General features: G+C 72.1%; 11 protein-coding genes, 1 tRNA gene and 2 pseudogenes. 5 read left to right on the forward strand and 9 right to left on the reverse strand.

Annotated features, from left to right (window positions below):
• The 5 genes and pseudogenes from K1J50_RS17170 to mdh all read right to left on the reverse strand — a co-directional run.
• A partial coding sequence (locus K1J50_RS17170) for a biotin/lipoyl-containing protein (protein ID WP_304502928.1) occupies positions 1-226 on the reverse strand: 226 nt, incomplete at its 3' end.
• A gap of 129 nt (positions 227-355) precedes the next feature.
• Positions 356-3,220 carry a 2-oxoglutarate dehydrogenase E1 component gene (locus K1J50_RS17175; RefSeq protein WP_220118987.1) on the reverse strand — a complete coding sequence of 955 codons (2,865 nt, stop codon included), beginning with the start codon at positions 3,218-3,220 and terminating at the stop codon, positions 356-358.
• 222 nt (positions 3,221-3,442) lie between these two features.
• Positions 3,443-4,321, reverse strand: coding sequence for a succinate--CoA ligase subunit alpha (gene sucD / locus K1J50_RS17180; protein WP_220118988.1), 879 nt, complete (start codon positions 4,319-4,321; stop codon positions 3,443-3,445).
• Between the two features lie 4 nt (positions 4,322-4,325).
• Positions 4,326-5,528 (reverse strand): annotated as a pseudogene (gene sucC / locus K1J50_RS17185) (ADP-forming succinate--CoA ligase subunit beta); the annotation flags it as partial.
• A 94-nt stretch (positions 5,529-5,622) separates the two neighbouring features.
• A complete protein-coding gene (mdh, locus tag K1J50_RS17190) occupies positions 5,623-6,576 on the reverse strand; it encodes a malate dehydrogenase (RefSeq protein ID WP_220118990.1) in 954 nt (317 codons plus the stop codon).
• Between the two features lie 171 nt (positions 6,577-6,747).
• Between mdh and K1J50_RS17195 the strand changes: the two genes are divergently transcribed.
• Positions 6,748-7,305, forward strand: coding sequence for a hypothetical protein (locus K1J50_RS17195; RefSeq protein WP_220118991.1), 558 nt, complete (start codon positions 6,748-6,750; stop codon positions 7,303-7,305).
• Positions 7,306-7,326: 21 nt separating this feature from the next.
• Here the strand turns inward: K1J50_RS17195 and K1J50_RS17200 are convergent, their stop codons facing one another.
• From K1J50_RS17200 to zapE, 3 genes are all read right to left on the reverse strand, one after another.
• Positions 7,327-7,809: a hypothetical protein gene (locus K1J50_RS17200; protein WP_220118992.1), complete on the reverse strand. Its 483-nt coding sequence runs from the start codon at positions 7,807-7,809 to the stop codon at positions 7,327-7,329.
• 178 nt (positions 7,810-7,987) lie between these two features.
• Positions 7,988-9,967: a hypothetical protein gene (locus K1J50_RS17205; RefSeq protein WP_220118993.1), complete on the reverse strand. Its 1,980-nt coding sequence runs from the start codon at positions 9,965-9,967 to the stop codon at positions 7,988-7,990.
• Between the two features lie 150 nt (positions 9,968-10,117).
• The gene (gene zapE / locus K1J50_RS17210; RefSeq protein ID WP_220118994.1) at positions 10,118-11,308 is read right to left on the reverse strand and encodes a cell division protein ZapE; all 1,191 of its coding nucleotides are present in this window, start codon (positions 11,306-11,308) and stop codon (positions 10,118-10,120) included.
• Positions 11,309-11,683: 375 nt separating this feature from the next.
• Here zapE and K1J50_RS19660 point away from each other — a divergent pair, with 375 nt between their 5' ends.
• Entirely contained in the window at positions 11,684-12,370 is a 687-nt protein-coding gene (locus tag K1J50_RS19660; RefSeq protein WP_220118995.1) for a 2OG-Fe(II) oxygenase, read from the forward strand.
• Between the two features lie 228 nt (positions 12,371-12,598).
• Here the strand turns inward: K1J50_RS19660 and K1J50_RS17220 are convergent.
• A tRNA-Val gene (locus K1J50_RS17220) sits at positions 12,599-12,673 on the reverse strand.
• Positions 12,674-12,914: 241 nt separating this feature from the next.
• On the opposite strand from K1J50_RS17220, the gene K1J50_RS17225 reads away from it, so the two are divergent.
• From K1J50_RS17225 to K1J50_RS17235, 3 genes and pseudogenes are all read left to right on the forward strand, one after another.
• On the forward strand, positions 12,915-13,178 hold the full coding sequence (locus tag K1J50_RS17225) for a hypothetical protein (RefSeq protein WP_220118996.1): 264 nt from the start codon (positions 12,915-12,917) through the stop codon (positions 13,176-13,178).
• Between the two features lie 196 nt (positions 13,179-13,374).
• Positions 13,375-13,599, forward strand: a pseudogene (locus K1J50_RS19665) (c-type cytochrome); the annotation flags it as partial.
• A gap of 76 nt (positions 13,600-13,675) precedes the next feature.
• On the forward strand, positions 13,676-14,119 hold the full coding sequence (locus tag K1J50_RS17235; RefSeq protein WP_220118997.1) for an NAD(P)/FAD-dependent oxidoreductase: 444 nt from the start codon (positions 13,676-13,678) through the stop codon (positions 14,117-14,119).
• Positions 14,120-14,242: the final 123 nt, after the last annotated feature.

Consider the following 14,242-nt stretch of genomic DNA (forward strand, 5'->3'; position numbering starts at 1 on the left):
TGGTGCCGAGCACCGCGCCCGGCGCCACCTCCGCACCCTCCGGCGCCAGGATGGCCTCGAGCGTGCCGGCGGCGGGGGCGTTGACCTCGACCGTCACCTTGTCGGTCTCGAGCTCGACCACCGGCTCGTCCGCCGCCACCGCCTCGCCGGCTTTCTTGATCCAGCGCGCCACCGTCGCGCTGGTCACGCTCTCGCCCAGGGAGGGCACCACGATCTCGGTCGCCATCGTCCTCGTCTCTCCGTGTCCTGATGCCGCCTAGAGCAGATCGCGAACGGCTGGAAGCGGCCGGAAGCGGGAACCCGCCCTGCCGGCGCGAAGATCCCCCTGCCGCGAGCGCCGCCGGGCGGAGGCGCGCTAGAGGCCGAGCGCCTCGCGCACCAGCGCCTGCTGCTGCTCCTGGTGAACCTTGGCGAGGCCCGTCGCCGGGCTCGCCGCCTCCTCGCGCCCGACATAGCGGGGCCGCTTCGCCTTCAGGTCGAGTCCGGCCAGCACCCGCTCCAGCCGCCGGTCCATGTAGGTCCAGGCGCCCATGTTCTCGGGCTCCTCCTGGCACCACACCACCTCCGCGTTGCGGTAGGGGGCGAGCGCGCGGCGCAGGCTGTTCACCGGGAACGGGTAGAGCTGCTCGACGCGCACGATCGCGATGTCGCGGATGCCCCGCTCGCGCCGTTCGGCGAGCAGGTCGTAATAGACCTTGCCGGTGCAGAGCAGGACGCGCCGCACCTCCTCCTCCGGCACCAGCGCGTCGGTCTCCGGGATGACGTAGCGGAAGGCGCTGCCCGGGCCGAACTCCGCCAGCGAGGAGACGCAGAGCCGATGCCGCAGCAGCGACTTCGGCGTCATCAGCACCAGCGGCTTGCGGTAGTTGGCCTTGAGCTGCCGGCGCAGGCCGTGGAAGTAGTTGGCCGGCGTGGTGAAGTTGCACACCCGCATGTTGCGCTCGGCGCAGAGCTGCAGGTAGCGCTCGAGCCGCGCCGAGGAGTGCTCCGGCCCCTGCCCCTCGTAGCCGTGCGGCAGCAGCATGACGAGGCCCGACATGCGCAGCCACTTCGTCTCGGCGCTGGCGACGAACTGGTCGATGATCACCTGCGCGCCGTTGGCGAAGTCGCCGAACTGCGCCTCCCACAGCACCAGGGTGTGGGGATCGGCGAGGCTGTAGCCGTATTCGAAGCCGAGCACGCCGAACTCCGAGAGCAGCGAGTTGAACGCCTCGAACCGCTTCTGCCCCTCGCGGATGTTGTTGAGCGGCACGTACTCGACCTGCGTCACCTGGTCGATCAGTACCGCGTGGCGCTGGCTGAAGGTGCCGCGCTGCACGTCCTCGCCGGAGAGGCGCACGCGATGGCCCTCGAGCAGCAGCGAGCCGAAGGCGAGCGCCTCGGCAGTGGCCCAGTCGATCCCCTCGCCCGTCTCGATCGCCGCGCGCTTGGCCTCGAGCTGGCGGGCGATCTTCGGGTTGACGTTGAAGCCCTCGGGCACGCGGGTCAGCGCCGCGCCGATCTCGCGCAGCGTCGCGAGGTCCACCGCGGTGTCGTGCAGCTGCTCCACCTGGTCGTCGGCGCCGACCGCCTTGAGGCCGCTCCAGTGCCCCTCGAGCCAGTCCGCCTTGTTGGGCCGGAAGCCCTGCGCCGCCTGGAAGGCCCGCTCCAGCTCGGCGGTGAAGGCGTCGAGCATCGCCTGCGCCTCCTCGGCCGTCACCACCCCCTCGCGCGCCAGCCGCCCGGCGTAGAGGGTGCGGGTGGTCGGCATCTCGCGGATGCGGGCGTACATGATCGGCTGGGTGAAGGCGGGCTCGTCGCTCTCGTTGTGGCCGTGGCGGCGGTAGCAGACGATGTCGAGCACCACGTCGGTGGCGAAGCGGTGCCGGAACTCGGCGGCGAGGCGGGCGCAGAACACCACCGCCTCGGGGTCGTCGCCGTTGACGTGGAAGATCGGCGCCTGCACGCTCTTCGCCACGTCCGTCGAGTAGAGGCCGGAATAGGCGTGGGCGGGGACGGTGGTGAAGCCGATCTGGTTGTTGATGACGATATGCACCGTCCCGCCGGTGCGGTAGCCGATCAGCTGGCTCATCGCCAGCGTCTCGTACACCACCCCCTGCCCGGCGAAGGCGGCGTCGCCGTGCAGCAGCACCGCCATCACCGAGCGCCGCCCGCGGGTGTCGCCCGCCATGTCCTGGCGCGCCCGGACCTTGCCCACCACCACGGGGTCCACCGCCTCGAGGTGCGAGGGGTTGGGCTGCAGCGAGAGGTGCACCTTGCGCCCGCCGATCTCGATGTCGGTCGAGGTGCCGAGGTGGTACTTGACGTCGCCCGAGCCCTGCACGTCGTCCGGATTCGAGCTGACGCCGGCGAACTCGGAGAAGACCTGGGCGAAGGGCTTCTTCACCACGTTGACCAGCACGTTGAGCCGGCCGCGGTGCGCCATGCCGATCGCGATCTCGTTCACGCCGTCGCGCGCGGCCTGCGCGATCACCTCCTCGAGCGCCGGGATGGTGCTCTCGCCGCCCTCCAGGCCGAAGCGCTTGGTGGTGGCGTACTTGCGGGCGCAGAAGGCCTCGAAGCCCTCGGCCTCGGTCAGGTGCTGCAGGATCTCGCGCTTGGCCGCGGCGTCGAAGGCGCGGGTCCAGGGCGCGCCCTCGATGCGCTGCTGGATCCAGGCCTTCTGCTCCGGGTCCTGGATGTGCATGAACTCGACGCCGATCGGGCCGCAGTAGCTCGCGCGCAGGATCGCCATGATCTCGCGCAGCGTGGCGGTCTCGCGCCCGAGCACGCCGTCGATGTAGATCGGGCGGTCGTAGTCGGCCTCGGTGAAGCCGTAGGTCGCGGGGTCGAGCTCCGGGTGCGGCTTCGGCTGCTGCAGGCCGAGCGGATCCAGCCGCGCCTCGAGGTGCCCGCGCACGCGGTAGCTCCGGATCAGCATCAGGGCGCGGATCGAATCCACCACCGCCTGGCGCTGCGCCTCGGCCTCCGCGGCCGGGGCGGCCTTGCGCGCGGGCGGCGCCTCGGGCTCGGGCGCGAAGCCGCCGCGCGGGCGCGGCGCCCAGGAGGCGCCCATGGCGTCGGTCAGGATCGCGCGGGCGTCGTCGTTCAGCGCCTCGAACAGCGCGGCGAAGGAGGGGTCCACGCTGTCGGGGTTCTCCACCCAGCGGGCGTAGAGGTCGGCGAGGAAGGCGGCGTTCGCCCCCGTCATCGCGCTCGCGAGGATGTCCACTCCGGCCATCATTGTCCTCCTCGCCGGCGGGCGATGCGACCACCGCCGCCGGTGCGGTTCCGATTCGGGTGCGCGCGCCTCGCGCGCAGCAGGACATGGCGCCGCCGGCACCCGGCGGCGGCGCTCCCTACATCAGAACGGAGGCGGAATCGCGGCAGACGCATCCGCGGAAAGCCGCGTTCCGCGCAGGCCTGACCCGTCCCCGCCGCCGGGTCGCGCGGGGCCGCCGCCCTAGCCTTTCAGCGCCTTCACCATGGTCGAGCCCAGCGCCGCCGGGCTCTCCGCCACATGGATGCCCGCGGCGCGCATCGCCTCCATCTTGGCCGCCGCCGTGTCCTTGCCGCCGGAGATCACCGCCCCGGCATGGCCCATCCGCCGCCCCGGGGGGGCGGTGACCCCGGCGATGAAGCCGACCACCGGCTTGCGGCCCCGGTTCTCGCGCTTCAGGAACTCCGCGGCCTCGATCTCGCTCTGGCCGCCGATCTCGCCGATCATGATGATCGAGCGGGTCTCGTCGTCGGCGAGGAACATCTCCAGCACCTCGACGAAGTCGGTGCCCTTCACCGGGTCGCCGCCGATGCCGACGCAGGTGCTCTGGCCGAGCCCGGCGGCGGTGGTCTGCGCCACCGCCTCGTAGGTCAGGGTGCCGGAGCGGCTGACGATGCCGACCGAGCCGCGGCGGTGGATGTGCCCCGGCATGATGCCGATCTTGCACGCCTCCGGCGTGATCACGCCCGGGCAATTCGGCCCGATCAGGCGCGAGCGCGACCCGCACAGGGCCCGCTTCACCCGCACCATGTCGAGCACCGGGATGCCCTCGGTGATGCAGACGATCAGCGGCACCTCGGCGTCGATCGCCTCGAGGATCGCGTCCGCGGCAAAGGGCGCGGGGACGTAGATCACGGAGGCGTCGGCCCCGGTCGCGGCGCGGCACTCCGCCACCGTGTCGAACACGGGGAGGCCGAGATGCGTCGCCCCGCCCTTCCCAGGCGTCACGCCGCCGACGTAGCGGCTGCCGTAGGCGATGGCCTGCTCGGTGTGGAAGCTGCCCTGGGCCCCGGTCAGGCCTTGGGTCATCACCTTGGTGTCCGCATCCACCAGGATCGCCATGGCGCTACGCGGCCTCCCTCGCGGCGCGGACCGCCTTCTCGGCGGCGTCGGCCAGGTTGTCGGCGGGGATGATCTTGAGCCCGCTCTCCGCCAGGATGCGCTTGCCCTGGGCGACGTTGGTCCCCTCCAGCCGCACCACCAGCGGTACCTTGAGGGTCAGCTCCCGGGCCGCGGCGACGATGCCCTCGGCGATCAGGTCGCAGCGGGCGATGCCGCCGAAGATGTTGACCAGGATCGCCTTCACCTTCGGATCGGAGGTGATGATCCGGAACGCCGCCGCCACCCGCTCGCGCGTCGCGCCGCCGCCGACGTCGAGGAAATTGGCCGGCGTGCCGCCGTAGAGCTTGATGATGTCCATCGTCGCCATGGCAAGCCCGGCGCCGTTGACCATGCAGCCGATCTCGCCGTCGAGCGCGACGTAGTTGAGGTCGTGGCGCAGCGCCTCGACCTCCTTCGGGTCCATCTCGGACTCGTCGCGCAGCGCCTCGAGGTCCTTGTGGCGGAACAGCGCGTTGTCGTCGAAGGCGATCTTGGCGTCGAGCGCCACCACCGCGCCCGCTCCGGTCACGACCAGGGGATTGATCTCGATGATCGAGCAGTCGAGCTCGGCGAAGGCGCGGTAGAGGGCGGTGACGAACGCCGTGAAGACGCCGACCTGCGCCCCCGCGAGGCGCAGGCCGAAGGCCAGCCTGCGCGCGTGGAAGGGGGAGAAGCCGGAGGCCGGGTCCACCGTGGCCCGCAGGATCTTCTCCGGGTGCTTCTCCGCCACCTCCTCGATGTCCATCCCGCCCTCGGCCGAGGCGACGATGGCCACGCGGCCGCTCGCGCGGTCCACCAGCAGGGAGAGGTAGAGCTCGCGCGCGATGTCGCAGCCGGCCTCGACATAGACGCGGTGGACCACCTTGCCGGCCGGCCCCGTCTGCTTCGTCACCAGCGTGTGGCCGAGCATCGCCGCGGCATGCGCGCGCGCCTCCTCGGGCGAGCGCGCGATCCGCACGCCGCCCTTGCCCGAGGGATCGTCGGCGAAGCGCCCGGCGCCGCGGCCGCCCGCGTGGATCTGCGCCTTCACGGCATAGACCGGCCCGGGAAGCCTCCGGGCGACAGCGGCCGCCTCCTCGGGCGTCGTCGCCACGCCGCCGTCGAGCACCGCCACGCCGTAGCGCCGCAGCAGCTCCTTCGCCTGGTATTCGTGGATGTTCATCCGCCCGTCCCCTGCCGCCCGCCTCCGCGCCGCATCCGCGCCCGCCGGCCGGCGCCGGCCCCGCGCGCGGGCGCGGCCGCGACCCGGCCCGTCAGGCCCTTCAGCCGACGAGCCGCTTCGCCGCCTCGACCAGCTCGCGCACGGCGCCGCAGGACTTCTCGAAGGCGGCCTTCTCGGCGGCGTCGAGCCGGATCTCCACGATCCGCTCCACGCCGCCGGCGCCGATCACCACGGGCACGCCGACATAGAGGTCGCGGATGCCGTACTGCCCGGTCAGCCAGGCGGCGCAGGGCAGCACGCGCTTCTTGTCCTTGAGGTAGCTCTCGGCCATGGCGATCGCGCTCGCCGCCGGGGCGTAGTAGGCGCTGCCCTTCTCCAGGAGCTTGACGATCTCGCCGCCGCCGTTGCGGGTACGCTCGACGATTGCCTCCACCCGCTCCGGCGTCGTCCAGCCCATCGTCACGAGGTCGGGGATCGGGATGCCGGCCACCGTCGAGTAGCGGGTCAGCGGCACCATGGTGTCGCCGTGGCCGCCGAGCACGAAGGCGGTCACGTCCTCGACCGAGACGTTGAACTCCTGCGCGAGGAACAGCCGGAAGCGGGCGGAATCGAGCACCCCCGCCATGCCGACCACCTTGTGGTGCGGCAGGCCCGACTTCTCGCGCATCACCCAGACCATCGCGTCGAGCGGGTTGGTGATGACGATGACGAAGGCGTCCGGGCAGTGGGTGCGAATGCCCTCGGCGACCTGGGCGATCACGCCGGCGTTCTTGCCGATCAGGTCGTCGCGGCTCATGCCCGGGGTGCGCGGGAAGCCGGCGGTGACGATCACCACGTCGCTGCCCGCGATCGCGGCGTAGTCGGAGGTGCCGACCATGTTGGCGTCGAAGCCGTCCACCGGCCCGGACTGCATGATGTCGAGCGCCTTGCCCGCGGCGACGCCGCCGAAGATGTCGAACAGCACGACGTCGCCCAGCTCCTTGAGCCCGATCAGGTGGGCAAGGGTGCCGCCGATGTTGCCGGCGCCGATCAGCGCGATCTTGTTGCGGGCCATGTCGCTCTCTTCGCAGTGCGGAACGGGTTCGCGGACCGGCGGCTCCCTACACCGCCGCGCCTGCCCGGGCAAGGCAAGGCGCGGACGGAGCGGCCGCGGCGGAGCGCCCGGAGCGGGTGCCGCACGCGCGCGGCGGTTGCCGGGACCGGGTTGTTGTCGCAATGTTCTTCAATGCGCGATGCCTTCCCGCCTTCTCCCCGCCCTGCCTCTCCTCGGCGCGGGTCCGCCCGGCCCGGCCTGGCCCTCTTCCTGGCGGCGCTGGTCCTGGCGCCGCCGGCCGGCGCGCAGGGGCTGCGCTACCAGTTCGGCATTCCGGGGACCGGCCTGCCCGAGAAGGGCGAATACGGGCCCGGCATCCTGACCGCCGAGCAGGCCGAGGCCTGCCTGCGCCGCTGGCAGGCGCTGGGCGCGGCGCAGGACGCGCTCGAGCACGACCGCCAGCAGCTCGACCGGATGGAGGCCGAGCTCAACGCCCCGCCGCGGCGCGCCCAGCCTGCGGCGCGGCGCGGCGGCCAGCAGGGCCCCGCGCAGCCCCCGCCCTCGGCGGAGCAGGTGGCGGCCGAGCACCGGGCGAAGATCGAGGCCGCCGACGCCCAGCGGCGCCGCTACATGGCGGGCGTCGAGCGCCACCACGCGCAGCTCCAGGCGTTCAACTTCGACTGCGCGACGAAGCGGTTCTACGAGGAGGACATGCGCGCCGCCCGGGCCCGCCTCGGCATCGCCGACTGACGCCCGCCGGCCGGCCCGCGATCAGAGCGGGACGCAGCGCACCACGTCGTCGTGGCCGCGCGCCAGGGTGGCGAGCGTGCCGTCCGGGCATTCGCGCTGGGTGTGGCCGGCCGGCGGCAGGCCCGCCTGCCAGCGCAGGCCACGCGCGGCGCCGCCGCCGTATTCCGCGGCGCCGGCGTCGCGGCACCGCCCGCCGCGCCCCGGCGCGCCGCCCCGCGGGCAGAGCCGGTGCGCCGAGGCGTAGCGCGAATCGGCCGAGGCGACGCCCCGGCTTGCGGCGGCGCGGGCGTGGCCGCGGATGGTCCGCCCGGATCGCGCGGCCTCGGCACGCGAGGCCGGCGCCGCGGGCCGGCTCGCGGCGGGCTTCGCGGCGGAAACCGCAGGCCTGGCGAGCGCGGGCCGGCCGGATGCGGCCCCGCCCGATGTGTCGCTGCGCCGCGCCGCCTCGGCGCGCGGGGCGATGGCGAGCAGAATTGCGACCGATAAAGCAAGGAACGCGCGCACGTGGACTCCCCCTTCCCACGAGGCCGAATCGCGCCGCTCACGGCGGCGAGAGCGCTTCCTTGCCCTACTTCGGGAGCGGGCGGCAAGAGCCTTGCCCCGTTCCCGGCGTCAACCCGACAGCTCCCGACAACTTCGTTGGGCGCGCATCAGCGCTGAGTTTCCGCCTACGCAGCGGAGGCTATGAGGTCTCATATTCAAGAAGATCAGCAATCGCGATCTCAGGATGGTGGCTTTCGACGTGACGATGCACTGCGAAGAGGATCGCCTGGTCGATTCCCCAATTCGCCTCGCCACCCTGTCCTGCCGCATCCCGCATCAAGGCATCGTGGAGCGCCGCCTCCGCGACGCGCGACAAGATTGCGGCAAAACGTTGCCCATTGGCGTTCGGTGCCACGGCCACGCAGTGCGCACTAACGTTCCACCAAGGCTGAAGCAAAGGATATTGTAGTTCAAATTTTGCGCCGCCGCGCGAGCGGATGGCGACCCGGCGGCCGAGCCGCAGTCCCACATCCGCCCCGGGCATCGCGCGCGCAAGGAATGCGGCCGGCGGTTCGGTCCAAGCATGGTCGAAATCGGTCACGACCACGGTGCGATCCGCGAACTCCGACCGGCTTCTCAGGGCAGAGAGACGAAGAAAGCGTGCAGTTGCAAACCAATAACTCGCCTCCACGCAAACCGGTTCATACGAGAGTGTCACGCTAAATCCTGGCAAGGCCTCAGCAATAGCCAAAATCGTATCGCGTTCCTTTTCTGGCTCACCGATCAGATGCAGATGAAGAACACCTGGTGGATGCGCGGCGCTTTCCAATGCCTCCCGCAGCGCCGCAGCATAGGGTGGGCCGAAGCGACGCAGGTACGCTGCGTTTCCGCTCGTGACAATCACCGGCCCGGCAGGTACGCTCTCCGCTTTACGCAGAACCTCCCACCGCAGATCTGCAATCTTGAGCGATTTATCCTCCGGCCGGGAAAGCAGCGCCGGAACGGCCTCCGGATCACAATAGCTCGTCGCACCTATCGCTGTCGGCTCGAGCGCCGCCAGGGTTGCGAAGTTGGCTCGCGCCGTCGGCCAGTCTCGGAGGCCAATACCGCAAAGGGCGCGAATACGACTTCTTGCCGGATCGGGCAGGTCATTGACCTGCACCAACAAGAACGAGCATACATCCTTGCGGAAAATTTCATCTTCCCAGAAGCTTCGCGTTTCTGGAAGACGTTCCATAAGGGTCATCGCGAGCGTCTGGGCCGCTGGCATCCCTGTGACCTTGAGGACGTTGAGCATCGCCTCAACGATCTTGCGTCGCGCCTCTTCCGCTTCAGAAACCGGCGCGGTCCAGAGTCGGGTCTGCCCTGGGAGCCTTGGGAAGCGGCCACGCGCGAGCAAAATGAGATGACGTGCCGCAGCCGCCACGGGCATTCGAGCGATTGGGGCCAGCGCTTGCTGCAGCGCCAGCTCGATCGCAAAAGCCCAAGGGGGAATTCGCGAGGAGGAGAGCGCGGCCGCCAGGGCGCGCTCACTCTCCGACCACCGCGCTTCGCCGATCCGGTCGAGCCCCCAGCGCAGGCTCGCCAGCACGACAGCGCACTGCAGCCGGTATCGCAAAAGGTCGAGCGCGCCGTTGCCCAGCCCGCTCGATGCGCCCCTCATTTCTTGTGGCGCCGGCGGGGGAGCCAGGGCACGGGCGATGGCCGCCGGGCTTGGTGCTTCCTGGAGTTCTCCGAGCAACGCAGCCAGCAGCCGTTGCCAGACCACGAAACCGCCGCATCCAGCCGCCAGGGTGCGCTCCAGCAACTCTCGCTCTGCCCCCGGGCGACGGCCATGCGCCAGGACATCCGCCAATGCCATTACGCGAGCCGTGCTCGCCGCTGTTGCGTCAATCGGGCCTGCTAGGGCAGCTTCGGCACGCCGCTGCAGCTCCAAGCGCTCCGCTCCCGCTGGCATACCCGTAAGAACAAGATGCCAGAGTCTCGTCAGCTGGGACAGACTGCGTTCGGCCCATTGGCGCTGTTCGGACTGCGGCTCCGCTTCTGCCACCAACGCAGCAAGCGCCTCCAGCGCCTTGGGCGCGTCGAGCTGCAGCAGCGCAAGCCGCGCTTGCGCCTCGGACAGATCCGGGCCGATGACGCGACCATTTGCAACCGCCTCCGCCAGCTGTTCGGCCAACCGATCCGCCTCCGGGTCGGGCCGAGCGCGCTTCCAGGCGCGCTGCCACTGGCGGTTGGCCTCGCTCCTCGCCCGCAACGCCGCCAGCACCGGGGGAGAAGGAGTCGTTCCCTGGCAGGGAAGAGGAGACGACATTGATGTTCCGCAGCCTCAGGTCAGATGCTCCAGCGCCAAGTATTCCTGGCTCTGCATCTCGATCAAGCGGCTCGCCGTGCGCGCGAACATCGCCGCGTTCTCGCCCTGGCCGTATAGCTCGTCCGGCATCGCGTCGGCCGAGGCGATCAGCTTGCAGCGGTGCTCGTAGAGCGCATCCACCAGCGTGATGAAGCGCCGCGCCTTGTCGTAGTTCTCCGGGCCCAGCCGCGGCACCGCATCCAGCACCAGCGTGTGGTAGTGGGTGGCGAGGGCGAGGTAATCCGCCGGGCCGAGCGGGCGGCCGCACAGCGTCTCGAAGTCGAAGCGCGCCACGCCGCGCGCCGCCTGCGGCACCTCGAGGCGCCGCCCGAGCAAGGCGAGATGCTCCGGCGCGCCGTGCGCCTGGCCGGTCAGCTCGGCGAAGGCGGCGTCGAGCGCCCGCTCCGCCCGCGCATCGGCGGGGACGTGCCAGGTCGGCAGGCCGCGGATGCGGTCGCGCCGGTAGTCGCGCGCCGCATCGAGGTGCAGCACCTCGAGCCGCCGCTTGATCAGGGCGATGAAGGGCAGGAAGGCGTCGCGCCCGGGCCGTCCCTTGAACAGGTCGTCGGGCGCGGTGTTGGAGGTGGCGACCACCACCACGCCCCGCGCGAACAGCGCCTCGAACAGCCGCCCGAGGATCATCGCGTCGGCGATGTCGTGCACCTGGAACTCGTCGAAGCAGAGCAGCGCCGCCTCGGCGGCGAGGGAATCGGCGAGCGGCGGGATCGGGTCGGCGGTGTTGCCGTGCGCCTGCTTCCAGGCGTGGATGCGCCGGTGCGCCTGCTGCATGAACTGGTGGAAGTGCAGCCGCTTCTTCCGCGGCACCTCGGCGCAGGCGAAGAACAGGTCCATCAGCATGGACTTGCCGCGCCCGACCTCGCCGACGAGGTAGAGGCCCTGCGGCGCGGAATCGCCGCCCTCCGCCCCCTCCTCCGCCCCCCGGCGGCGGAACAGGCGGGCGAGCAGGCCCCCGCCCTGCTCCTGCGGCGCGGGCGGGCGCGGGTCGTAGCCGCGCAGGCGGCGCCAGAGGCGCTGCAGCGTCTCCGCCGCCAGCTCCTGCGCCGGATCGGGCGCGAGCTGGCCGGCCGCGACGCGGGCGCGATAGGCGGGCAGCGGCCCCTCGGCCGTGCCGGGCGGGGGATGCGGCGGAGCCACCGGGGCATGCATGGCGGGCGGCGGGATAGCCCGGCACCGCAGGGCGGTAAACGTCCCCGGCCCCGGCAACCAGGAGGCGCAGCTCCGACCCCTTCCCCGGGCGCGCGCTCGCCGGCGCCGTCGCCCGGGGAAGGGGCAGGCGGGAACCCGCCCGGAAAATGGACCCTACTTAATAAAAATACGAACCTAAGTTAATGAAACGAACAATCGGGAGCAGGTCGGGCCTTTGTCACGGCCTCTTGATGCGATTCCTTCGGCCGTGACCGCGCACCACCCGTGGACACGGCGTCCTGATCGCCCGGATACTGCTCCGGTCGCTGCCGGTCCTGCCAGGCAGGCGATCCCGGACGGCGGCAGTTCGTGCGGCTACAGACCAGGCACGCCACCGTGGCCCCCATCGGCACCGCTCCCCCGCCGGCGGCCACCGGCACCGCTTCCCAGGCCTCGGAGCCGCCGCGCCTGCTCGATCTCCGGCCCTTCCTCGCGGCGCCGCTGGCGACGGCCCCCTACCCGCATCTGATCGCCTCGGGCTGCCTGCACCCCGAGGCAGTGGAGCCGCTGCGGCGCGACTTCCCCGACCTGCGCCGGTCCGGCTTCCACCCGACCGACAGCTTCACCCCGCGCGGCGCCTTCGCCGCACTGCTCGCCGAGCTCGAGGGGCCGGAACTGGCGGCGGCGATGACCGCCCGCTTCGGCCTCGACTTCGCCGCCTTGCCGCGGCTTGTCACCGTCCGCCGCCTCTCGGCCGCGCACGAGGGCGCCATCCACACCGACAGCGCGCGCAAGGTCGCGACGCTGCTGCTCTACCTCAACCCCGGCTGGTCCTCCCCGGACGGGCGGCTGCGCGTGCTGCGCCGGGGCGACAGCTTCGCGGACCCGGTGGCGGAGATCAGCCCCGAGGAAGGCACCGTCTTCGCCTTCCTGCGCACCGACACCTCCTGGCACGGCCACACCCCCTTCGTCGGCGAGCGGCGGGTGGTGCAGATCGCCTGGCTGCGCGATGCGTCGGACCTCGAGCGCAAGCGCAAGCGGCACCGGCTCTCGCTGCTGCTCAAGACCCTGTTCCGGCGGTAGGCGTGGCCGCGCGCGGGGCCGGCGCGACCGCACCGCCCGCCGGCTCCCCGCATCCGCTCCGGAGCGCGGCATTCCGCCGCGATCAGTGGCGGATTCCGGATGCGCCCGTCCGAGTCCGGGCGCGGCACGGACTTGGCGCGGCACGAGGCGCCCCGCCGGCAGGCAGGCCACCCTCGCCTTCCCGCGCGGGCGGGACGGTGCCGGAGCAACTGACGGCCCAGGGCCGGATGGTGGGCGCGAGAGGGATCGAACCTCTGACCTCCCCCGTGTCAGGGGGGCGCTCTCCCGCTGAGCTACGCGCCCGCGCCGGGCCGGCCTCTTAGCCCCGCTCCGGGACCGGGGCAACCCTCGCCGCGCGCCTGCACGCCTGGCGGTGCCGAGACCATGCCTCGCCCGCGGTCGCGGCGTTCTCGCCCCGGCGCCGGGCCGGGCGTCTGGCGGCCGTGATCGCAGGCGCGTATTCGTAACGTGCTGTCCGCAGAGCGCACGTCCCACGGCGGCCCCCCTGCGGGTGCTCGCCGCCGGGAGCACGGAGCGAAACGCGATGACCGCCTCGACGGAGCCGTTGATCCTCGATCTCGTGGAATGGGTCGCCGCCGCGCCACGCCCCTATGAGGAGGTGATCGAGGCCTGGCGCACCTCCTGCCCGCGCCTGACGGTGTGGGAGGACGCGGTGGACCGGGGCCTCGTCGCCTGCGAGCGGCGCGCAGGGAGCGACCTGGTCGTGGTGGCCACCTCCCGCGGCCGCGCCCTTCTGCGCACCCGCCGCCCTCCGGCCGGCGCCGCGGCGGCGCAGGCGCGCCCCTGAGCGTCCGCCTCCCGGCCGCGCCGGGCCGGACGCCTTCGCGCGCCACGATTTCGGCCTTCCTCCGGTCGCGGGATCTTCGCGCGGCGGCGCCGGCCCGTCCGGTGGCACGCACGCGCCCATACCAACCAAGGGGGGAAAGCATGGCGTCTCGCATGGGGGGACACTCGGCGCCCTGATCCTGCCGACGGCCATTGCCCTGGCGTTCCCGGCCGCCGCGGCCGGACCGGCACCGCTCGCCGCGCAGGCCTGCGCAGGGTGCCACGGCCAGGCCGGCGCCGGCTCCCGCGACATTCCCTCCGTCGCCGGCCGCGACCGGGAGGACTTCCTCGCCGCCATGCGCGCCTTCCGCGCCAATGGGCGCCCGGGGACGATCATGAACCGCGTCGCGCGGGGCTTCACCGACGACGAGCTCGCGGCGATGGCCGACTATTTCGCAGCCGCGGACCGCCCGGCGCAGCAGCAGTCGGCACGCCGAGACCGGAGGGAGGCGACCGGCCATGACCGACCGCATCTTCCGCCTCTCCCGCCGCGCCGCGCTCGCGGGGGCCGCGGCCTCCGCGGAGCTGCTCGCGGCGCCGGCGACGCTTGCCGCGCAGACCCGCTCGGTCCGCCTCGTGATCGTCGGCGGCGCCACCGCGGCGCGCTTCGCGCGGCTCAACTCCCGCGACGCCTCGGTGCCCCTGATCGAGCCGCAGCGCCGCTTCGTCACCTGCCCCTACGGCAACCTCGTGCTCGGCGGCATGCGGCGGATGGAGGCCATCACGCACGGCTACGACAAGCTGCGCGCCCGCTGGGTGAACGTGGTGCCCGACGCGGTGGTGGGCATCGATCCGGCCCGCCGCGCCGTGCGCCTGCGCGGGGGACGGACGCTCACCTGCGACCGCCTGATCCTCTCGCCCGGCATCGCGCTGCGCTGGGGCGCGGTGGAGGGCTACGACTAGGTCCTGAACCCAAACTGCTGGACGCGACGGGCTGGGATCTGATTCAAGTTCCCTGCTGGACGGGAGCTTGGCATGTCGCGGTTCGATCTGAGTGAGGCGGAATGGCGGATCATCGAGCCTCTG

Source organism: Caldovatus aquaticus (assembly GCF_019458025.1).
Lineage (GTDB): Bacteria > Pseudomonadota > Alphaproteobacteria > Acetobacterales > Acetobacteraceae > Caldovatus > Caldovatus aquaticus.